The following is a 20,160-nucleotide window of genomic DNA, read 5'->3' on the forward strand; positions in this document are numbered from 1 at the left end:
CGACGTCCTGACTATATCCAAATCTCCCGAGAAGACCATGGCTCATCCACCAGGGCGTGGCGGCGCGCAAAAACAAACGGCGACCCAGGGGTCGCCGTTTGCATCACGCCAGCCGGATCACAGGATGTCCAGCAGCTCCACTTCGAATACCAGTGCGGAGTAGGGCGGGATGGAGCCGGCGCCACGGGCACCGTAGGCCAGATCCTGCGGAATGTAGAGCTTCCACTTGGAGCCAACCGGCATCATCTGCAGCGCTTCCACCCAACCGGCGATGACGCCGGTGACCGGGAACTCGGCAGGCTGGCCGCGAGCGACCGAGCTGTCGAACACGCCACCGTGGGTGAAGGTACCGTGGTAGTGCACGCGCACGGACTGACCGGCCACCGGCACGGCGCCGTTGCCTTCTACCATGACTTCGTATTGCAGACCGGAGTCGGTCACTTTCACCTCGGCACGCTTGGCGTTGTCGGCCAGGAAGGCTTCGCCATCGGCGGCGGCGGCCTTGGCAACGGCTTCCTGCTCTTCCTGCATGCGGGCGGTGATGACCTGGAAGGCATCATTGATATCGTCACGGCTGACCGCGAACTCCAGGCCATTCAGGGCATCTGCCAGACCTTGTTGCAGGGCAGGGATATCCAGACCGGCGAAGGCTTGTTGCGCCAGCTGATCACCCATGTTGCGGCCGATGCCATAGCTGGCCTTCTGTTCGATAGAGTCGTATTGGGACATTGAGATGTTGCTCCGGGTCCTGAGAGTAAAAGAGTCGAGATAATATCAGACTTTTTGGCGAGGTGCTGCCGGCTGCCGTCCTGATTTCCCCGCCCGTGGGAGAGACTTCACATCCCCCTCATCCCCGGCCCTTCTCCCGCGAGGGGAGAAGGGAGAGGAGACGACCCAACAACACCCTGACTCAGGCGCGATCCAGCAGAGCCCGCACCGCTGCCACCTTGGCGCCGTCGGTGATATTGACCCGGCCGTCGTCCGAGGTGCCCATGTTCACTCCGTGGGGCACCATGCCGCCGCGCCAGCCCATGCCGGACATGTGCACCTCGCTCACCCCGGTGAACTCGAGTATGGTGCGCACGTTGTCCGCATTGACCCCGGCGCCGGGCATCAGGCTGGCGCGGCCCGCCAGGGTCTGTTGCATCGCCTGCAGTGTCTCCAGACCCGCCAGTGCGGTCGGGGCATGGCCGGAGCTCAGAATACGCTCACAGCCGGCTGCCACTATGGTCTCCAGATCGGCGCGCCAGTTGGAGCTGAGATCGATGGCGCGATGGAAGGTGACCCCCAGGGGACCGGCCGCCTCGACCAGTTGTTGCAACTGGGCGGCAGGCACCCTGCCCCCCTCGTCCAGCAAACCCACCACCACACCTTGCAAGCCTGCTGCCCGGGCTGCGGCGATGTCCAGCAACATGAGTTCGAACTCGGCGGCACTGAAGCAGAAATCCCCGGCACGGGGGCGGATCATGGCGTAGACGGGAATGGTGGCGTGGCGCGCCACCTGCTGCATGAAACCATAGGAGGGGGTGAGACCGCCCAGCCCCAGCGCAGAGCAGAGCTCGATGCGATCCGCCCCGGCTTGCTGGGCGGTGAACAGGGATTCCAGGTTGTCGATGCAGATTTCAAGACGGGTCATGATGACTCCTTATCCGGGGAGATCAGACCCAGTGCCTGATCTCATAAATTCAGCAGGGCGGCGCCACGCACGCCACCGGCGCCGCCGAAGCGGGCCTGGCGGATCGCCGGCAGGGCGACGCCGGGCAGCAGGTGGCCGGGCAGACGCTTGGGCAGCTCTTCATACAGGGCGGGCAGAGCGCTGAGGCCCCCCCCCAGCACAACCACCTCGGGGTCTATCACCGAGATGGCGGTGGCGAGCCCGGCGGCCAGGATCTCCAGCCAGCAGTCGATGGCCGAGAGCGCCGCGGATTCCCGGGCCTCGGCACGGGCGACTATCTGGTGACCACTGGCGCGCTCGCCGTTGAAGTGGTGATAGAGCCGTTCCAGGCCGGTGCCCGAGGCATAGGTTTCGAAACAGACCAGGCGGCCGCAGCCGCAGCGGGGACGGGGCAGGTCGGGATACTTCATCAATATGGTGGCCGGCAGCGGGTAATGGCCTATCTCCCCCGCCAGCCAGTTGCGGCCCTGGATGAGCTTGCCCGCCAGATAGACGGCGCCACCTATGCCGGTGCCAATGGTCACTCCCAGCGCACTCTCGGCCTCGGCGGCGGCCCCCTGGTGCACTTCGGACCAGAGGAAGCAGTTGGCGTCGTTGTCGACGCTGACGGTGCGTGCCAGTCGTGCGGCCAGATCCGCTCCCAGATGACGACCATGAATGGCGGGCAGGTTTGCCGCCACTATGCTCCCATCCAGGCGATTGATGATGCCGGGAAACCCGATGCCGACGGCGCCTTTCGCGCCGAAGCGGGCGTCCGCCGCCTCGACCCGCGTCAGGATCAGCTGCAACAGCCCCTCGTAATCATTGCCGGGGGTGCTCATGCGCTCTTCGTGACAGAGGTTCAGGCCACCGTCATACACCGCGAAGGCAACCTTGGTGCCACCAATATCAAATCCGTAATACATGCCACACTCCCTTGCCGGTGAATCGGGTCACCTCAGTCTGTCCAGATGGGGCACATTGTATTAATTCGCCAAAAAAATAAAGTGACCATGGGCGAAAAACGGGAGCCAGCTCAAAGCAAACGGAACATTTGCCGCTGCAGACAGGGTTGTCCCAGGCTCGTCAGGGTGCGCTCCTGGCCGTCAAACACGAAGCCGCGACGCAGGTAGAACCCCTCGCCGATATGATTGCCATTGAGCAGCCATAGCCTGACGCACTCGCAACCGGCACGGCGCATCTGCACCGCCACCGCCTGCCACAGCCGCTTGCCATGGCCCCGACGCCAGTGATCCGGGTGCAGATAGAGCGCCCGGATGCGCGCCGTCATCAGCCCCTCCTCATGGACAGGGTGCCAATAGAGCAGGCCGATGACGACCTCGTCCTGACAGAGCAGCATGGGGATGGGGGCCGGTTCGGCGAGCCGGCGGCGCCAGATCTGCAGATGCTCGGTGACCGCCAGCTGGGCCAGCAGATCCTCACCAAGCACGCCGCCATAGGCCGCCAGCCAGCTGGCCCGCTGCATCACCGTCATGGCGGCAGCATCGGCGGGACGGGCCAGACGCAGTGTTATGCCTTGCACTGGGGAGTCAACCCAGCGGCACGGGCCTGCCGATACAGGGGCTCTGCCTGAGCCTGTTGGGCCTGCAACTCGGTAATGCGGTTCTCATCGCTCGGGTGAGTAGAGAGCAGCTGGGGCGGTGCCTTGCCCCCGGCTGCGGCACTCATGTTCTGCCACAGGGGAATCGCCTCGGCCGGATTGAAGCCGGCGCGAGCCATCAGATCCAGCCCCAACCTATCGGCCTCGCTCTCCTGAGCCCGGCCATAGGGCAGGGCGATCCCCACCTGAACCCCGAGCCCGAGCGCCGCCATGGTGGCCCCCCCCCCCTGGCTGCTGCCGATGGCGGCATCGGCCACCGCCAGCCCTATGCCGGTCAGCTGATCCCGGGAGAGGCGTTCGTTGGAATGCTGTGCCAGCACGTGGGTCAGCTCGTGGCCGATGACGGTGGCGAGCTGATCCTGATTCTTGGCGACCTTGAGCAGGCCGCTGTAGACGCCGATCTTGCCCCCGGGCAGGGCGAAGGCGTTGACCTCCTTGGAGTCAAACACCACCACCTCCCAGCTGGTGATGCCATAGCTGGCAGGCACCTGGGCGGTGACCGCCTTGGCCACGCAGGAGACATAGGCATTCACCTTGGCATCCTTGCTTACCTTCTCCTGCTTCTTCATCTGCTCGAAGGAGTCGGCCCCCAGCTGGTTCATCTGCTGGGGGGAGAAGAGCAGCATCTGGCTGCGGCCGGTCGGCGACTGGGCACAACTGGCCAGCAGGGCGCTACACAAGGCCGCCAGGCCGAATTTGGACAGGGAAGATGCACGCATGAGAGGGTCCTTTACCGTGAAGTTGCCCTATTCTCGGGAATGCCGCCGTCCGGTGCAAGCCAGGCGCCACCCCATGCGACCAAAAAGATCCCGTGGCGCCAAAATAAAAACGAGCCCGCTTGGGCTCGTTTTGGAGGCTCGTCTGTATAGAGTGCGAAAGCGGGATTACATGATACCCAGCTTCTTCAGGTCGGCCTGAACAATCTTGGCGGGAACCGGCACATAGCCATCCTTCGCCACTATGGTCTGACCGGCCTTGGAGAGCATCATCTTCACAAACTCTTGCTCCATCGGGGAGAGCGGCTTGTTCGGAGCCTTGTTCACGTAAACGTACAGGAAGCGCGACAGCGGGTACTTGCCGGTCAAGGCGTTCTCTGCGGTCGCTTCAACGAAGGTCTTGCCATCCTTGGAAAGCGGTACGGCACGCACGCCTGAGGTGACGTAGCCGATGCCGGAGTAACCTATGCCGTTCAGGGAAGCGGAGACGGATTGCACCACTGAGGCGGAGCCCGGCTGCTCGTTCACGCCGCTCTTGAAGTCACCGTTGCACAGGGCGTGCTCCTTGAAGTAGCCATAGGTACCGGAGACCGAGTTGCGACCGAACAGTTGCAGATCCTTGCTGGACCAGTTGCCATCCAGACCCAGATCGGACCATTTGGTGGCGGCCTTGGCTTCGCCGCACTTGAGGGTGCTGGAGAAGACAGAGTCAACCTGCTCCATGGTCAGCCCCTTGATGGGGTTGTCCTTGTTCACGAACACCGCCAGGGCATCGACCGCGACGCGGATGGCGGTCGGCTTGTAGCCGTAGCGCTTCTCGAATGCTTCCTCTTCACCGGCCTTCATGGCACGGCTCATGGGGCCAAACTGGGCGACGCCCTCGGTCAGTGCGGTCGGGGCAGTGGAAGAACCGGCGGCCTGGATCTGCACGTTGACGTTGGGGTAGACGCGCTTAAATTCTTCGGCCCACAGGGTCATCATGTTGGCCAGGGTGTCCGAGCCGACAGAGGACAGGTTGCCCGAGATGCCACTGGTCGGGGTGTAATCCGGCAGATCTTTATCCACACCGGCAGCCAGGGCGCTGACAGAAAACAGGGTTGCTGCGGTGAATCCGATTACACCAGCCAGTTTGTTGAGTTTCATCCAATCTCTCCAAAGTTACAGAAGGCAATTGCCAATACATGGCGCCGATTAACACTGTCTTGCGGTGATCAAGCTGACTGCGTCAGTCAGCTTGTTGAGTTTTATCCGTCCCCTCTTTCCCAAGGTGACGCTGGGTCTGTTCTTAAGACGGCGCCAGTATCTGACCTGGCAGTGACAAATTTATGGAATTTATATGACACTTTGATGACATGGGCCCAGCGCGGAACAAATGCCAAGGGGGCCGCTCTCGCCGCCCCCTTTTTTATTGCTAACCATTTGTCAATAAAGACTATTTTACCACCACCATCCTGGCAGGAATGAGGAAGCTGAAACGGCTGCCCTGGCCGACCCGGCTCTCTATCTCGAGCTGGGCATCGTGATGGCTCAGGGCATGCTTGACGATGGCGAGGCCAAGGCCGGAGCCGCCGGTGTGGCGGGATCTCGCCTTGTCGACCCGATAGAAGCGTTCGGTGAGCCGCGCCAGGTGCTCCGGGGCTATCCCCTCCCCCTGGTCCTGCACCACAAAGAGCGCCATGGCCCCCTGCTTGCGCCACTCCACAGTGATCTTGCGACCGGCCGGGGTGTAGTGAATGGCGTTGTAGACCAGGTTGGAGACGGCGCTGCGCAGCTGGTCCCTGTCACCCTTCACGAACAGATTGGACTGCACCTGAAACTCGATCTGATGGGCACTCTCTCCCGACAGGGCCCGCGCCTCCTGCTCCAGCAGCCCCAGCATGGCGGGCATGTCCACCAGATGGGAGAGATCCACGGTCGGGGCCGCCTCGATGCGCGACAGGGTGAGCAGCTGGTTGACCAGGTTGTCCATGCGAATGGTCTGCTCCATCATCACCTTGTGCGCCTTGGCCCACATGGCGGGGGGCGGCGGCTCCTCGGTCATCTCCAGGTACCCCTTGAGCACGGTAAGCGGGGTGCGCAGCTCGTGGGAGACGTTGGAGACGAAGTGCTTGCGGGTCTTCTCGAGGCTGCGCAGCCGGGTCACGTCCCGCACCACCAGCATGGCCTGATCCTCGGCATAGGGCATGATGCGAAACTCGAGAAACTTCTCCTCGTTGATGGGGGAGCTCATCTCGAACGGCTCGTCATACTGCCCCTTGCCGAGGTAGGCGACGAAGCCGGGGTGACGGATGAGGTTGCCGATGTGCTGGCCGGCATCCTCGGGCCAGCGAAAACCGAGCAGCTGCTCCGCCAGCCGGTTGCACCAGAGGATGCTGCCGTCGGTGCGAAACACCACGGCGGCGTCGGGCAGGGCCTCTGCCCCCTCCCGAAACCGGCGGATGAGGCCCGCCAGCTCGCGGCGCCGGGCACGGTGGCGCTGCTGCAACTTGTAAATGCCATTGAAGATGTATTCCCAACTGCCGCTGCCATGGGGCGGTACCAGGCTGCGATCGTGCCACAGCCAGTCCGACAGCCGCTTCTGGAAGCGGTAGTGCCAGCCCAGATGCAGCACGGTCGCCACCAGCAGGCAGAGGGAGAGGTGTTCTATCAACCAACCTACCAAGACGAAGGGGGCGTAGAAGAACGCCATTCGCCACAACTGTCGCCGCCAGGCGTAAGGTTGCAACATGTTATCCCCTAGAGACGGGTTGAGAAGCGGTATCCGGCTCCACGCACCGTCTGGATCAATCTGTCGTGCCCGGTCTCTTCGATCGCCTTGCGCAGGCGACGGATGTGCACGTCCACCGTCCTGTCTTCCACATACACATTGGTGCCCCAGACGTTGTTGAGCAGTTGCTCGCGGCTGTAGACCCGCTCGGGATGGGTCATGAAGAAGTGCAGCAGCTTGAACTCGGTCGGCCCCATGTCCAGCGCCTTCTCCTCGGCGCTGACCCTGTGGGAGACAGGATCCAGTTTGAGCCCCTGCACCTCGATCACCTCGTCCACCGAGGTGGGGGAGACCCGGCGCATCACGGCGTGCAGACGGGCGGTCAGCTCCTTGGGAGAGAACGGCTTGGTGATGTAGTCGTCGGCGCCCGCCTCGAGGCCGCGCACCTTGTCCTCTTCCTCACCACGGGCGGTCAGCATCACCACGGGGATCTGGCGGGTCACCTCGTCCTGCTTGAGCTGCTTGATGAACTGGATGCCACTGCCGCCTGGCATCATCCAGTCCAGTACGATGAGCTCGGGGTAAGGTTCACGCACCTTCGCCAGTCCATCGGCATAATCTTCTGCCTCAACCGTCTCATATCCTTTTTGCTCGAGCACGAAGCAGAGCATCTCGCGGATTGGTGCCTCGTCCTCGACCACCAGAATTCGCTTAGCCATATCCCTTCTCTCTCCTCTGTGAAGATGGGTGCGCCAATTATTAGAACTTTCTGTGACACTTTTATGACTTTATGACAGGCGGGATGATAAACGTTTTCAGATTCAGTTGGCAGCAATGCATTGCAGCAGGTCCCAGCGGTTGCCACTGATGTCCTCGAACACCACCACAGTGCCATAGGGCTCGTGGCGGGGCTGTTCACAAAAATGCACGCCGTACTGCTGCATGCGCTGGTAGTCGCCCCAGAAATCGTCGGTCTCGAGAAACAGGAAGACCCGGCCGCCCCCCTGCTGGCCGATGGCGGCCTGCTGCTGCGCATTGGCGGCCCGGGCCAGCAGCAGGGCCGACCCTGGGGCACCTTTAGGGGCAACCCGCACCCAGCGCTTGCCCGGTTTGCCCGGCTCGTCGAGGGGCGTGTCTTCCAGCAGCTCAAATCCGAGCCCCTCGGTAAAAAAGCGAATGGCCTGATCGTAGTCGGCCACCAGCAGGGTCAGGGCACCTAGGTGTTGGGACATGGGAAACTCCTTGACTGATGAGGGGGCCCGCGCCCCGGCTGGCGCGCATCATAACGGCTGGGAGGCCGGGGCTCCAGCCGCAATCACCTTAGCGAAGGCAAGGCCCTTAGTCGGTGGGCAGGGCTGCACCCTAGCCCACCTCGACCCGGTTGCGACCCCGTTCCTTGGCCTGATAGAGCGCCTCGTCCGCTCGCTTGAGGGTCAGCTCAAGGGAGTCCCCGCGCCGCTCCGCCACCCCGAAGGAGGCGGTGATCCTGAGCCCGAGGGGCCACTCCCTGTAGGCCTCCAGCCCCCCCCTCAGCCGCTCGGCCAGCCGCTCTGCCCTCGCCTGCTCATGGTGCAGGCAGACCAGCACGAACTCCTCTCCTCCCCAGCGCACCAGGCGGCACAGGCTGTCACAATGGCGCAGCAGCTCGCTCACCATGTGCTTGAGCACCTCGTCCCCCATGGGGTGGCCGTGGGTGTCGTTGACCCCCTTGAAGTGGTCTATGTCGATATAGATGAAGGAGAGCGGCATCTCCCCCAGTTCGCTCAAGAGCTTCTCGCCACCGAGCCGGTTGAGGGCCCCGGTCAGGGGATCGTAGCGGGCCTCCTCCTCGGTGCGGCGGTACTGCTCGGACAGGCTCTGGCTGAGCGCCTCCGCCGCCAGCCGCGCCTCGCGAGCCTTGCGCAGCTTGTCCCCCATCAGCAGGTACTGGGTCAGAAACAGCAGTATTCCGTATATCAGCCAGCCCAGCAGCAGCTGGCGGTAGAAGTCCCCCGGCTTGCCCCAGCGGCCATAGAACTCCAGCTTTTCCAGGATCAACCTGTAGTCCCCCGGCTGCATCCTGTCGTCGGTGGCAAGCTCGATGGCATAGACATGGTGTAGATCCGCCCCCTGCTGCGCCAGCGGGATCCGGTACTGCTGCACCCACCAGGAGCTGGGGGCGAACACCTTGAGGGGGACGTCCTGGATGCGGCCGTAATCGTCGGGACGAAAGAGCACCTCGTTGAACTTGTGGGAGATCTCGTCCCCGGCTATCGAGTAGGCGGGATCATAGTTGCGCAGATAGAGGCGCCAGCTCTGCGGCTCGCTCCCCTCCACCCTCAGCTTGACCCGCACGCCGTTGAAGTGGGAGAGATCCAGCCCCCACTCCGGGGCTGACAGGGTCAGGATCAGTTCACAGAAGGGGGAGCTGTGGCCCGCACGCAGCTTGCAGTCGATGGCGGGCTTGTCGCCCCCAGGGATCAGTGTGGTGACTGATTGGCCGCCATGGGCGCGATCATCCTGGGCCCTGGCGGCCAGGCTGGCCTGGCTCAGGATGTCCAGCCGCCGCTCTGGCCCGAACTCGAACACCAGTATGGCCAGCAGACTGCCGAGCAGCAGGCTCCAGAACAACATATTGGTCACGCGGGAATAGGATGGGGTCATGGCGATCACACCTGAAAAAGAGCTTTTACTCTACACCTTGTAATTCTGCACCGTGCTGATCCAGATCCAAGGTTATTACACGCGCCCTCATGGGCGCCGGGGCATTGGTCGGATCAGCCCGTGTACAGGGCGTCGCCTGCCATCCGCCGGGCTGTATCCTGTCGGCATTGCACCGCAAGAGGCGGACGCCAGCTCCTGGGGAAACGGGTTCCCGATGTCATCATTCCTTTCACCACTGAGCGCTCCATGCCATGGAAAAATAAAGAAAAATCATCGCAGAGCCCCAGTCTACACAAGCAAGCGGTGCGGCAACACCCCTATCCCTCTTCCCGCAGCGCCCGGTAGAGGGTGGTGCGGCTGATGCCAAGGCGGCGCGCCGCCTCGCTCACGTTGCCGCCACACTCCGTCAGGGTCTGCTGCACCCGCAGCCGGCTCTGTTCGCGCAAGGTGGTGGCGCCCCGGGGAGCCGGCATGGCGGCCACCTCGGGCAGATGCAGGTGGGCGGGTTCAATCCAGCCCTGCCCTTCCGCCAGCACGCAGGCCACCTCCAGCGCCTGCTTGAGCTGGCGCACGTTGCCGGGCAGGGGATGGGCCAGCAGTTGCCGCTCCGCCTGCGGCGTCAGTTGCAGGGCCGGGTCCATCTCCGAGAGCAGGCGCCGGATCACCCCCAGGCGCTCGCCCTGGGGCCAGGCCCGCAGCGGCGCAAGCTGCTGGCGCCAGCCACAGATGCGGTAATAGAGGTCTTCGCGAAAGCCGCCATCCTGCACCATGGCCGTAAGATCCCGGTGGCTGGCGCTGACCAGCCAGAAGTCCACCGGCTCTGGTTTGTGGCTGCCAACCGGCGTCACGCTGCGCTCCTGCAGCACCCGCAGCAGCCGGGTCTGGGCCAGCAGCGGCAGCTCGCCGATCTCGTCCAGCATCAGGATGCCGCCGTGGGCGGCGCGCAGATAACCCTGGCTGCCCTGGCTGCGGGCGCCGCTGAAGGCCCCGCCCACGTAGCCAAACAGCTCGGCCTCCACCAGCTCGGCGGGCAGGGCGCCGCAGTTGACGCACACCAGGGGCTTGTCCCGTCGGCTCGACTGACTGTGCAGGGCACGCACCAGGTGCTCCTTGCCGCTGCCGGTCTCCCCCTCGATGAGCAGGGAGATGCCCCGCTCCAGCATCTTGAGGGGCACCCCGGCGGTAACGGCTGGCTGGGGCTGGTTTTCGGGTTGAATCACCACAGGTTCGGGCTCCAGCCGCAGGCCGCGGCGATCCCGCAGCAGCTGCTTGCCGTCAAACGGGTGCTGGCCGAGCCAGAGCCGTCCGGCCCGGTTGGCCCCGAGCAGCTCGCCCCCCTCTCCCAGCAGCAGGCGGGCGGACCAGAGACTCTGGGGATCGAGATCCACCAGCCAGCCCGGCTGACGCGCCAGCAGGGCGTTTTCCAGGGTCATCGCCAGGAGCCGCACAGTGCCCAGCATGTCGCCGTCGTGGTGGGCCGCATCGGTGGAGATGTCGAGCACCCCGAGCAATTGCCCGTCCGGCCCGAGCAGGGGGCAGGCGCTGCAACTGAGGAAGCTGTGCTGGGCGAAGAAGTGCTGGGCCCCCAGCACCTGCACCTCGCTCTGCTCGGCGAGCGCTGTGCCTATGGCATTGGTGCCCTTGCTCGCCTCCCCCCAGCGGGCACCGCTGCGCAAGAAGATCCGCTCGGCGTGGCGGGCGAAGCCATCGTCACCGCTGGCGGCCAAAATGGCCCCCTCACCGTCACACAGCAGCAGGCGACAGGGCCTGCCCGCCAGCAACTGGGCAAACAGCGGCAACACGAAGCGCTGGAAGCAGGTGATAAGGGTTCTGTGCTGCTCCTGGCGGGCCGACAGCTCCCCCTGGGGCAGCAAGTCCAGCTCGGCGCTCTGCTGGCGCAGCAGGCCCTGATGCAGGCAGCGCTGCCAGGAGCGCTGGATCGGGCTGGGACTGGACTGAGGTAACTCGCTCATCACGCCTCCTGTTCACAAAGGGCACAGTGTCACGACCACTGTCCAGAAACGGCACAGTCTCATCGCCACGACCGGGGTCACTGGTTAATCAAGATACGCCGCCGCACCCCGTTTGATAACGTTTTATTAACTTTCGTCCCTCTGGTCAGACCCTCTGGCACGGCCCTTGCGATAGCAGCTGGTCACCGGCCCCGGCCGGTCAGGACCACACACATAAGGATGATGAGATGATTTACACCGCTCCCGGTCAGGCAGGCGCCCTGGTCAGCTTCAAGTCCCGTTACGACAACTTCATCGGTGGCGACTGGGTGGCCCCCCGCGCCGGCCGCTATTTCGAGAACGTCTCGCCGGTGGATGGCCGGGTGTTCTGCGAGGTGGCCAGATCCGACGCCGCCGACATAGAGCTGGCGCTGGATGCCGCCCACAAGGCCTTTGCCAGCTGGAGCAAGACCAGCGTCACCGAGCGCAGCAACCTGCTGCTGCGCATCGCCGATCGCATCGAGCAGAACATAGAGGTGCTCGCCGTCGCCGAGACCTGGGAGAACGGCAAGGCGGTGCGCGAGACCCTGGCCGCCGACCTGCCGCTGGTGGTGGATCATTTCCGCTACTTCGCCGGCTGCATCCGCGCCCAGGAGGGCTCGGCCGCCGAGCTGGATCAGCACACCGTCAGCTACCACTTCAAGGAGCCCATAGGCGTGGTCGGCCAGATCATCCCCTGGAACTTCCCGCTGTTGATGGCAGCCTGGAAGCTGGCTCCTGTGTTGGCGGCCGGTTGCTGCAGCGTGCTCAAGCCCGCCGAACAGACCCCGGTCACCATCATGCTGATGATGGATCTCATCAAGGACATACTGCCCCCCGGCGTGGTCAACGTGGTCAATGGCTTCGGCGCCGAGGCGGGTCAGGCGCTGGCTACCAGCGACAGGATCCAGAAGCTGGCCTTTACCGGTTCGACCGAAGTCGGCGCCCATATACTGCGCTGCGCCGCCGACAAGCTGATCCCCTCCACCGTCGAGCTCGGCGGCAAGTCCCCCAACATCTACTTTGCCGATGTGATGCAGCATGAGAGCAGCTACATCGACAAGGCGGTGGAAGGCATGCTGATGACCTTCTTCAACCAGGGCGAAGTGTGCACCTGCCCCTCCCGCGCCTTGGTGCAAGCCAGCATCTATGACGACTTCATGGACAGGGTGCTGGCCCGCGCCCGCACAATAGTGCAGGGCAACCCCCTGGACACCACGACCCAGGTGGGCGCCCAGGCGTCCCGGGAGCAGTTCGACAAGATACTGAGCTACATGGAGATTGGCCGCGGCGAGGGGGCCAAGATGCTGATAGGCGGCGGCCCGGCCAAAGTGAGCGGCCTTGAGGGGGGCTTCTACATCCAGCCCACCATCTTCTCGGGTCAGAACAAGATGCGGGTGTTCCAGGAGGAGATCTTCGGGCCGGCCCTCGGGGTCACCACCTTCAAGGACGAGGCGGATGCCCTGGCCATTGCCAACGACACCCAGTATGGCCTGGGGGCGGGTCTCTGGACCCGGGACAGCAACCTGGCCTGGCGCATGGGGCGCGGCATCCAGGCTGGCCGGGTCTGGGTCAACTGCTACCACGCCTACCCGGCCCACGCCGCCTTCGGCGGCTACAAGAAGTCAGGCATAGGCCGCGAGACCCACAAGATGATGCTGGATCACTACCAGAACACCAAGAACCTGCTGGTGAGCCACGACATCAACCCCCTCGGCTTCTTCTGAACCTGCCACCTCTGATGACAAGGGCGCCCATGGGCGCCCTCTCTTTTTCCACCAGGCTCATCAACCCCCTGGCTGGCCCAGCTGCTGGCGATAACGCTGGGGGGAGCAGCCCAGCTCCCGGTTGAACATGGCGATAAAGGCCGAGGTCGAGGTGTAACCGAGGCGCCAGGCTATCTCCTGCACCGGCATCTCCCCCCGCAGCCAGTCCAGCGCCTTGACCATGCGCAGCCGGGTGCGCCACTGGCCGAGGCTCATGCCCAGCTCCTTCTGGCAGCGCCGCGCCAGAGTGCGCTCGGTGCTGTGCAAGACCTTGGCCCATTCAGCCAGGGTGCGGTTGTCCTCGGGAGCTGCGTGCAGGGCGGCCAGCAGCGGGGCCAGCAGGCGATCGCGACTCTGGGGCAGGTAGCTCGGCTGGCAGCGGGTGCGGGCCAGCTTCTCGATGAAGAGCTCCCCTTGGCGCGCGTCCCACTCGTCCTCCAGATGGCCGACCCGGCGCTGGGTAAAGTCCTCCAGCAGGGCCCGCAGCAAGGGGGTCAATTCCAGCAGCTGGGGTTCCCTTGGCAGGCGCGGCGCCAGCGCGTGGCTCACGTAGATGGAGGTGTAATCCAGGGTCTGCTCGTTGAAGGCGCTGTGGGGCAGGTTGGCCGGCACCCAGATGAGGTAGTCGGCCGGCGCCACCAGTCGCTCTCCCTCGACCTCCACCACCATGACCCCCAGGCTGATGAGGCTGAGCTGGCCCCAGGGGTGGGTATGCTCGGCGCAGGCGTTGCCCCCCTGAATCTGGCGGTAGCGAAAATAGAGGGGGTTGGGGTCGGCCAGCAGGCGATCCTGCTCGGCCAGGGTGAGGCTGCCCATGAAGATTGTCCCAAAGCGGTTATGACATGTCTTATTTACGCTACTTGCATCGTTCAAGACAAGGCTAGACTCTCGTCATCGTATCAAGGAGTGCCTATGCCCTTTCTCTTCCCCCTGCTCGCCATCCTGATCTGGGCCGCCAATACCGTGGTCTCCAAGGCCGCCGCCGGTGTGCTGGATCCCGCCGCCATCTCCTTCTACCGCTGGGTGATCGCCGCCCTGGCGCTCTCCCCCTTCTGCCTGCCGCAACTGTGGCGCCGCCGCGCCGAGATCCGCCCCTGGCTCGGCAAGCTGCTGGTGCTGGCGGCCCTTGGCATGGTGCTCTATCAGTGCCTGGCCTACTACGCCGCCCACAGCACCTCGGCCACCAACATGGGGGTCATCGGCTCCCTCATACCGCTGCTGACCCTGCTGCAGAGCGCCCTCTTCTTCGGCCAACGTCCGGGCAAGCAGGCGCTGCTCGGCATGAGCCTCTCCCTGTTCGGGGTGTTCTGGCTGCTGGGTCAGGGCAACCCCCTGGCCCTGCTGCACGACGGCATCAATCCGGGGGATGGCCTCATGCTGCTGGGCTCCGCCAGCTATGCGCTCTATGGCCTGCTGATCCGCCGCTGGCAACTGCCGTTCGGCCCCTGGCTCAACCTCTATCTGCAGATCCTGCTGGCGGTGCTGCTGCTGATCCCGGTCGCCCTCAGTGCTGACTCCCTGGCGGTGCCCGCCGAAGGCTGGGGTCTGGTGCTGTTCGCCGGGCTCGCCTCCTCCCTGCTGGCGGCCTACTGCTGGATGCGCGGCCTCGCCGCCATGGGGGCGGAGCGCACCTCTGTGTTCATGAACCTGATGCCCCTGTGCACGGCGCTGATCGCCGTCATCTCCCTGGGGGAGCCCATCCATGGCCATCACCTGATAGGCGGCGGCCTGATCCTGACCGGCGTCATGATCTCCCAGTTCAAGCCGAGGGCACGCCCCGCCCTGGTGGAAGGGGCATAAGCTGGCGAACGCCGTTGCTGCGCAATGAAAGAAGGGAGCCTCGGGCTCCCTTCTTTCATCAGCGGGTTAGAGCGGCCTCAGCTGCTCCGGCGCCAGTGGTAGCGCCGCTCTGGGCGACCGCGCTGGCCGTAGTTGAGATCCACGTCCAGCTTGTCTTCGGACTCCAGAAACTCCAGGTAGCGGCGCGCCGTGGTGCGGCTGAGTGACAGGCGCAGCGCCACCGTATCGGTGGAGAAGGCGGTGTCCGGCTCCCCCGCCAGCAGCTCCAGCACCTGGCGCAAGGTGATGGCGTCTATGCCCTTGGGGGTGTCGCGCACCTCCCTCGGCTGAATCCGCCCCTTGCCCATCAGGCGATCGAGATCGCTCTGCTCCAGCAGGCCGCGCTCGCACAGGCGGCGATGCAGGGTCAGGATCTCGTCCAGGCTCTGCTGGATGCGAAACAGCCGCAGCGGCTTGATGATGTAGTCCTGCACTCCGAGATTCAGGGCCTGCTGTATGGTCTCCACGTCGCAGGAGGCGGTCACCATGACCACGAAGACCTCCCGATTGTGGCTGCGCAGCCGGTTCACCCACTCGAGACCCGAGCCGTCCGGCAGGGAGATGTCCACCACCAGCAACTGGGGTTCGGTGGCACGCATCATGAGATCGGCCTGGGCCAGGCTCTCGGCCCGCCCCAGCAGGGAGTAGCCCGGAGTCGAGGAGATAAGCTCCGCCAGGATGGCGCCGATCCGCTCGTCGTCCTCGATAACAAGAGTGAAAATTGGCTTCATGACTCACACCAATTGGTTTTTATTCAAATAGATACCGAACAAGGTGGTCTGCTCGGCGGTGCGGCGCCATTCTATCACACCCCCACGGCGGGCCACCGTCTTCTTGACCAGGAAGAGACCTACGCCATGATCGCCGGTCTGGCGACTGATCCCATAGTCGAACAGGTGATCCGCCAGCGCCTCGTCCACCCCTTCGCCGCTGTCCTCCACCTCGATCACCAGCCGACGCCCGAAGTCATCCACCGAGATGAGCACCCGGGGCGCGCACCGCTGGCGGTTCGCCCAGGCGGCCCTGATACCGTTGTCCAGCAGATTGCCGATGCAGGTGATGAGATCCGCCGACACCTCGGCCGGGTACTCCCCGAGGGCCGAGCCGGGATCCAGCACCAGCTCGACCCCCAGCTCCCGCGCCCGGCTGAACTTGCCGAGGATAAGGCCGGCCACCGGCTTGTTCTCGATGGAGCGCAGCAGATCCTGCAACATGGTCTGGCAGGCCTCGTTCTCCTGCTGGATCAGCTCCACCGCCTGATCCACGTGACCGAGCTGCAGCAGGCCGGAGAGGCTGCTCAGCTTGTTGGCGAACTCGTGGGTCTGGATCCGCAGCATCTCGGCATACTGGCGCAAGTGAGTCACCTGCATCCCGAGGCTGCCGGTGCCATCCGGTCGGCTGAAGATCAGCATGCGGCCCGGCTCGCGGCCGCTGAGATCCTGCCAGTGACCGACGAAGGCCTCCCCCTGCACGGTGAAGTTCACCCCCCCCTGCTGGTTCAGGGCGGGCAACAGGCTGGGGGCCAGTTCGGCCAGGGATTGCCCCAGCAGGGCGTGGCGACCGGTGCCCGGTAGCCGCAGCTGATAGAAGGCCGCGCTGTTGAGCATCTTGATGCGATGGTTGCCATCGAGGGCCACTATCCCCTCCGAGATGCCCTCCAGCACCAGATCCTGCTGGGCGAAGCGGTTGACTATGGTCTCCGGCTCCAGATCCAGCAGGGTGCGACGCAGCCGGTGCTGCAACCAGAGCGCCAGCAGCAGGCCGCAGCCCAGCACGGCACCGATGGCGCTGATGAGCAGGGCTATCCGCTCCAGATAGATACCCTCCACAGTCCGCATCAGATAGCCCACCGCCACCGCCCCTATGGCGCGTCCGTCCGCCCCTATCACGGGCGAGAAGCAGCGGATGGCCGGGCCGAGCGTGCCTTTGTCCCTGGAGCAGTAACTGCGCCGCTCCTGGATCGCCGGCCAGATGTCATCGCCACGGAAGGTCGCACCGACCAGCTCGGGCGACGGATGGCTCAGGCGGCGGGCATGCTCGTCGGTCACCACCATGTAGGCGGCATCGGTGCGGCTGCAGATCCCCTGCACATAGTCCCGCAGGCCGGGATCATTGCCCTGCTGCAGGGCCTCCACCACCCGGCTGTCCGCCGCCAGCACCCGGGCCAGATCGCTCCCCTTCTCCTCCAGATTGCTCTCCAGCAGGTGGCGGATGAAGAGGGCGAGCAGGCCACCCAGGATCAGGATCAGCAGCAGTGACAGCCCGAGGGAGAGGGTGACCAGTTGGTGGCGCAGTTTCATCGATTAACCTTGCAAGCTCAGGAGGCGGACCAATAGTGCGGGCGCCACCAGGTCTGGTCAATGAGCGGCGCGGGATCACCGTCAAAATCCGCCAACCCCTCCTCACGGGCGGTCAGGGCCACGGCCCTGGCCACGGCGCGGGCCACCTCTCCCACCTGTTCGATAGGGGGCAGCAACCGACCCGTCACCAGCGGATAGGCACCCACAGCCCGCACCGCGGCCAGCAACATGCCATCGCTGATGCGCCGCGCCTTGACCGCGCAGGCCCCGAGGCCAATGCCCGGGAAGACATAGACGTTGTTGCACTGGGAGACCACCCGCGCCTCCCCAGCCACCTCGACCGGGGCGAAGGGGCTGCCGGTGGCGAGCAGGGCGCGCCCGCCCGTGGCCCGCCACACCTGCTCCGGGGTCGCCTCGGCGCTGCGGGTCGGGTTGGAGAGCGGCAGTATGACGGGGCGCTCGCACGCCTCCCCCATGGCGCCAAGTACCTGCTCGGTGAAGAGTCCGCCCTGGCCGCTCACCCCGATCAGCACCCCGGGCCTCAGCCGGGCGATGAGCTCGGGCAGGGAGCCGCAGGCCTCCTCTGCCGGGCGGGCGAAGGGCTGCTGGGAGGGGGTCAGGTTGGCCCTGTCCAGGCAGACCAGGCCGTCCTGATCGAACAACTGCACCTGCTCTGGACTGCCCGCCAGCCGGGCCAGCATGGCGGCGATGCCGCAGCCCGCCGAGCCCGCGCCGACGATGAGCACCGGCGTGTCGGCAAGGGTGCTTCCCGCCTGTTGCAACCCCGCCAGCACGCAGGCGGAGGCGACCGCCGCCGTGCCCTGGATGTCGTCGTTGAACATGCAGAGCTCGTCCCGGTAGCGGGCCAGCAGGTTGGCGGCATGCTTGCCGGCGAAGTCCTCGAACTGCAGCACCACCTGGGGCCAGCGCATGCGAATGGCCGCCACTACCTTGTCCATGAAGTGGTAGTAGGTCTCGCCGTCGATGCGCGGGGCCTGCCAGCCGAGGTAGGAGTCATCCTCCAGCAGGGCCGGGTTGTTGGTGCCCACGTCCACGCACAGGGGCAGGGTGCGGGCCGGGTTGATGCCACCGGCGGCGCTGTAGAGCGCCAGCTTGCCGATGCAGATCCCCATGCCGCCGATGCCGAGATCGCCGAGCCCCAGCACCCGCTCCCCGTCGGAGATGACGATGACGTCCACCTCCTGCTCCACCGCCGCGAAGATGGCGTCCAGCTCGTCCCTGTCGTGCCAGGAGAGGTAGAGACCGTGGCTGCGCAGGTAGAGATCGCTGTGGCGCTGGCAGGCCTCGCCCACCACTGGGGTGTAGATGATGGGCAGCAGCTCCGGCAGGTGGTGGCGCACCAGATCGTAAAACAGCACAGGGTTGTCCTCCTGCAACTGGCGCAGCAGCAGGTGCTGATCGAAGGGGCTCTGCATGGCCGAGACCAGGCGGTAGATGCGGCGGCGCTGCTGGGAGAGGGACTCCTCCTTGTGGGGCATGCGCCCCATCAGCCCCTGACGCTTGCGTTCGGCATAGGGCAGGCTGGTGCCCATCATGATGTCGTTCATGTCGTTTTCCTGTATCCGGTCGTCACGCGAGCAGAGAGATGAGGGCGGTGGCCAGGATCAGCATCACTGCCCCGCCGAGGCGAGAAGAGATCTGGGCGAAGGGCATCAGCTTCATGCGCTGGGCTGCCGACAGCACGGCCACGTCGCCGGTGCCCCCCATGTTGGCCATGCACAGGCCGCCGGTGATGGCCGCCTCTATGGGATAAAAACCTATCATGCGCCCCACCAGGGCCGCCCCCAGGGCGCCGCCGACCACAGTGGTCAGCACCATGATGAAGTAGTTGACCGAGAAGGCGCCGATGAGCTCGGGGATACTGGTGTAGGCCACCCCTATGCCCACCAGCAGGGAGGGGGTGAGGTTGCTCACCACGAACTGATACCAGTCGGCGGCCGCCTGTTCATAACGACGGGGCAATACACCACTCACCTTGATAAAGGCCACCGCCAGTATCATCAGGGCGAAGGGGTGCATGGGGATGAAGTTGCCGAGCAGGGAGCCCAGCACGAACATGCTGGAGCTGATGAAGAGCCCGAGACCCAGGCTCTGCAAGGTCGGCGCCTCGGCCTGCTCGTCGGCCACGCTCTGGCTGTTTTCCTTGACCATCAGCTTGCCGTTGCCGGTCAGGGAGGGGTAACGACGACCGAGGCGCGCCAGCAGGGAGCCCACCAGTATGGCCAGGGTGTTGGCGATCACCACGGCGGGCACCATGCGCGACAGCAGGTCGGCGCTGGACATCTGCAAGGGGCCGGAGAGGATCTCCACCAGGGGCACGGCGCCGGCGCCCATGCCGCCACCCATGATGGGCAGACCGATGAGCAGCACCGCATTCTTGAAGCCGTACCCCATCAGGGAGCCGACCAGGCCGACGCTCAGCAGCGCCAGGGCCACGCCCCCCAGGATCACCGGCAGGTAACGCATGGCGGCGTTTTTCAGCAGGGCGCCGCTCATGCCGAACACAGATCCGGTCACCAGGCTGGCGATGAAGAAGTTCAGAAAGCCCCCCTCCTTCATGAAGCGGGTGATCACCTCACCGGCCTCGACCGGCAGAATCCGGTACTCGAACAGCGCGGCGCCGCCGAAGATGGCGAGTATGGTGCCGCCCCCCAGGTATTCCCTTATGGGGGGGATCCGCTCGCCCAGCTCGCTCAGCAGGGTGCCGAGCACGAACATCAGCGCCAGGGCGCCGACCATGCCGAGCGGCAGGGAGCCGTTCCAGCCGGCGTAGAGGACGCAGGTGGCAAGCCCCAGGAAGATCATCATGGGCATGCCGGCGATCTGCTGGTCGCTCCAGGCGCCCTTCATCTGTACTTCGGGGGTAGAGAGGTTTTTCATTGTTATGCTCCAGCTTGTGGTG

At 64.9% G+C, this 20,160-nt stretch carries 18 protein-coding genes; 2 read left to right on the plus strand and 16 right to left on the minus strand.

Annotated elements, in window-relative coordinates; all coding sequences use genetic code 11:
• Positions 1–117 precede the first annotated feature (117 nt).
• The 11 genes from AB5Y91_RS17680 to AB5Y91_RS17730 all read right to left on the minus strand — a co-directional run bounded on the left by AB5Y91_RS17680 (position 118) and on the right by AB5Y91_RS17730 (position 11,314).
• Positions 118–729: an FKBP-type peptidyl-prolyl cis-trans isomerase gene (locus AB5Y91_RS17680; RefSeq protein ID WP_368170404.1), complete on the minus strand. Its 612-nt coding sequence runs from the start codon at positions 727–729 to the stop codon at positions 118–120.
• A gap of 181 nt (positions 730–910) precedes the next feature.
• Complete coding sequence (locus AB5Y91_RS17685) at positions 911–1,636, minus strand: copper homeostasis protein CutC (protein WP_025327844.1); 726 nt, start codon at positions 1,634–1,636, stop codon at positions 911–913.
• 41 nt (positions 1,637–1,677) lie between these two features.
• Positions 1,678–2,580, minus strand: a complete 903-nt coding sequence (locus tag AB5Y91_RS17690) for an ROK family protein (protein WP_368170405.1) — start codon at positions 2,578–2,580, stop codon at positions 1,678–1,680.
• Between the two features lie 110 nt (positions 2,581–2,690).
• Complete coding sequence (locus AB5Y91_RS17695; protein ID WP_368170406.1) at positions 2,691–3,197, minus strand: N-acetyltransferase family protein; 507 nt, start codon at positions 3,195–3,197, stop codon at positions 2,691–2,693.
• The gene (locus AB5Y91_RS17700) at positions 3,185–3,994 is read right to left on the minus strand and encodes a M48 family metallopeptidase (RefSeq protein WP_042648620.1); all 810 of its coding nucleotides are present in this window, start codon (positions 3,992–3,994) and stop codon (positions 3,185–3,187) included. The genes AB5Y91_RS17695 and AB5Y91_RS17700 overlap by 13 nt, the downstream gene beginning before the upstream one ends.
• Positions 3,995–4,159: 165 nt before the next feature.
• Positions 4,160–5,134 carry a PstS family phosphate ABC transporter substrate-binding protein gene (locus AB5Y91_RS17705; RefSeq protein ID WP_025327848.1) on the minus strand — a complete coding sequence of 325 codons (975 nt, stop codon included), beginning with the start codon at positions 5,132–5,134 and terminating at the stop codon, positions 4,160–4,162.
• Between the two features lie 289 nt (positions 5,135–5,423).
• Positions 5,424–6,719: a phosphate regulon sensor histidine kinase PhoR gene (gene phoR, locus AB5Y91_RS17710; protein ID WP_111909968.1), complete on the minus strand. Its 1,296-nt coding sequence runs from the start codon at positions 6,717–6,719 to the stop codon at positions 5,424–5,426.
• Between the two features lie 8 nt (positions 6,720–6,727).
• Entirely contained in the window at positions 6,728–7,417 is a 690-nt protein-coding gene (gene phoB, locus AB5Y91_RS17715) for a phosphate regulon transcriptional regulator PhoB (RefSeq protein ID WP_041206225.1), read from the minus strand.
• 102 nt (positions 7,418–7,519) lie between these two features.
• Entirely contained in the window at positions 7,520–7,930 is a 411-nt protein-coding gene (locus tag AB5Y91_RS17720; protein WP_368170407.1) for a VOC family protein, read from the minus strand.
• A 130-nt stretch (positions 7,931–8,060) separates the two neighbouring features.
• Positions 8,061–9,341 carry a GGDEF domain-containing protein gene (locus AB5Y91_RS17725; protein ID WP_368170408.1) on the minus strand — a complete coding sequence of 427 codons (1,281 nt, stop codon included), beginning with the start codon at positions 9,339–9,341 and terminating at the stop codon, positions 8,061–8,063.
• A 317-nt stretch (positions 9,342–9,658) separates the two neighbouring features.
• Complete coding sequence (locus AB5Y91_RS17730) at positions 9,659–11,314, minus strand: sigma-54-dependent Fis family transcriptional regulator (protein WP_368170409.1); 1,656 nt, start codon at positions 11,312–11,314, stop codon at positions 9,659–9,661.
• Between the two features lie 227 nt (positions 11,315–11,541).
• On the opposite strand from AB5Y91_RS17730, the gene AB5Y91_RS17735 reads away from it, so the two are divergent.
• Positions 11,542–13,059, plus strand: a complete 1,518-nt coding sequence (locus tag AB5Y91_RS17735) for an aldehyde dehydrogenase family protein (RefSeq protein WP_042649486.1) — start codon at positions 11,542–11,544, stop codon at positions 13,057–13,059.
• 60 nt (positions 13,060–13,119) lie between these two features.
• Here the strand turns inward: AB5Y91_RS17735 and AB5Y91_RS17740 are convergent, their stop codons facing one another.
• Positions 13,120–13,914 (minus strand): helix-turn-helix transcriptional regulator, encoded by a 795-nt coding sequence (locus tag AB5Y91_RS17740; RefSeq protein ID WP_368170410.1) that lies wholly within the window; start codon positions 13,912–13,914, stop codon positions 13,120–13,122.
• 96 nt (positions 13,915–14,010) lie between these two features.
• On the opposite strand from AB5Y91_RS17740, the gene AB5Y91_RS17745 reads away from it, so the two are divergent.
• A complete protein-coding gene (locus tag AB5Y91_RS17745) occupies positions 14,011–14,898 on the plus strand; it encodes a DMT family transporter (RefSeq protein ID WP_368170411.1) in 888 nt (295 codons plus the stop codon).
• Positions 14,899–14,975: 77 nt separating this feature from the next.
• Here the strand turns inward: AB5Y91_RS17745 and AB5Y91_RS17750 are convergent, their stop codons facing one another.
• Genes AB5Y91_RS17750 through AB5Y91_RS17765 form a run of 4 tightly spaced genes read right to left on the minus strand, consistent with a single transcriptional unit; the run spans position 14,976 to position 20,138 of the window.
• Positions 14,976–15,668 (minus strand): response regulator, encoded by a 693-nt coding sequence (locus AB5Y91_RS17750; protein WP_042649489.1) that lies wholly within the window; start codon positions 15,666–15,668, stop codon positions 14,976–14,978.
• 3 nt (positions 15,669–15,671) lie between these two features.
• On the minus strand, positions 15,672–17,237 hold the full coding sequence (locus AB5Y91_RS17755; protein ID WP_368170412.1) for an ATP-binding protein: 1,566 nt from the start codon (positions 17,235–17,237) through the stop codon (positions 15,672–15,674).
• 17 nt (positions 17,238–17,254) lie between these two features.
• The gene (locus AB5Y91_RS17760) at positions 17,255–18,805 is read right to left on the minus strand and encodes an NAD-dependent malic enzyme (protein ID WP_368170413.1); all 1,551 of its coding nucleotides are present in this window, start codon (positions 18,803–18,805) and stop codon (positions 17,255–17,257) included.
• 22 nt (positions 18,806–18,827) lie between these two features.
• Positions 18,828–20,138: a 2-hydroxycarboxylate transporter family protein gene (locus AB5Y91_RS17765; RefSeq protein WP_042649492.1), complete on the minus strand. Its 1,311-nt coding sequence runs from the start codon at positions 20,136–20,138 to the stop codon at positions 18,828–18,830.
• Between the last annotated feature and the right edge of the window lie 22 nt (positions 20,139–20,160).

Source organism: Aeromonas sp. R4-3 (assembly GCF_040908275.1).
Taxonomy (GTDB): Bacteria; Pseudomonadota; Gammaproteobacteria; order Enterobacterales; family Aeromonadaceae; genus Aeromonas; species Aeromonas rivipollensis.

Excerpts from the sequence above, each read along its gene's own strand:
- AB5Y91_RS17750 (WP_042649489.1), bottom strand. The coding sequence starts at position 15,668 with ATGAAGCCAATTTTCACTCTTGTTATCGAGGACGACGAGCGGATCGGC.
- AB5Y91_RS17730 (WP_368170409.1), bottom strand. The coding sequence starts at position 11,314 with ATGAGCGAGTTACCTCAGTCCAGTCCCAGCCCGATCCAGCGCTCCTGG.
- AB5Y91_RS17705 (WP_025327848.1), bottom strand. The coding sequence starts at position 5,134 with ATGAAACTCAACAAACTGGCTGGTGTAATCGGATTCACCGCAGCAACC.
- phoR (WP_111909968.1), bottom strand. The coding sequence starts at position 6,719 with ATGTTGCAACCTTACGCCTGGCGGCGACAGTTGTGGCGAATGGCGTTC.
- AB5Y91_RS17745 (WP_368170411.1), top strand. The coding sequence starts at position 14,011 with ATGCCCTTTCTCTTCCCCCTGCTCGCCATCCTGATCTGGGCCGCCAAT.
- AB5Y91_RS17760 (WP_368170413.1), bottom strand. The coding sequence starts at position 18,805 with ATGAACGACATCATGATGGGCACCAGCCTGCCCTATGCCGAACGCAAG.
- AB5Y91_RS17755 (WP_368170412.1), bottom strand. The coding sequence starts at position 17,237 with ATGAAACTGCGCCACCAACTGGTCACCCTCTCCCTCGGGCTGTCACTG.
- AB5Y91_RS17720 (WP_368170407.1), bottom strand. The coding sequence starts at position 7,930 with ATGTCCCAACACCTAGGTGCCCTGACCCTGCTGGTGGCCGACTACGAT.
- AB5Y91_RS17765 (WP_042649492.1), bottom strand. The coding sequence starts at position 20,138 with ATGAAAAACCTCTCTACCCCCGAAGTACAGATGAAGGGCGCCTGGAGC.
- AB5Y91_RS17690 (WP_368170405.1), bottom strand. The coding sequence starts at position 2,580 with ATGTATTACGGATTTGATATTGGTGGCACCAAGGTTGCCTTCGCGGTG.
- AB5Y91_RS17725 (WP_368170408.1), bottom strand. The coding sequence starts at position 9,341 with ATGACCCCATCCTATTCCCGCGTGACCAATATGTTGTTCTGGAGCCTG.
- AB5Y91_RS17740 (WP_368170410.1), bottom strand. The coding sequence starts at position 13,914 with ATGGGCAGCCTCACCCTGGCCGAGCAGGATCGCCTGCTGGCCGACCCC.
- AB5Y91_RS17735 (WP_042649486.1), top strand. The coding sequence starts at position 11,542 with ATGATTTACACCGCTCCCGGTCAGGCAGGCGCCCTGGTCAGCTTCAAG.
- AB5Y91_RS17700 (WP_042648620.1), bottom strand. The coding sequence starts at position 3,994 with ATGCGTGCATCTTCCCTGTCCAAATTCGGCCTGGCGGCCTTGTGTAGC.
- phoB (WP_041206225.1), bottom strand. The coding sequence starts at position 7,417 with ATGGCTAAGCGAATTCTGGTGGTCGAGGACGAGGCACCAATCCGCGAG.
- AB5Y91_RS17685 (WP_025327844.1), bottom strand. The coding sequence starts at position 1,636 with ATGACCCGTCTTGAAATCTGCATCGACAACCTGGAATCCCTGTTCACC.
- AB5Y91_RS17680 (WP_368170404.1), bottom strand. The coding sequence starts at position 729 with ATGTCCCAATACGACTCTATCGAACAGAAGGCCAGCTATGGCATCGGC.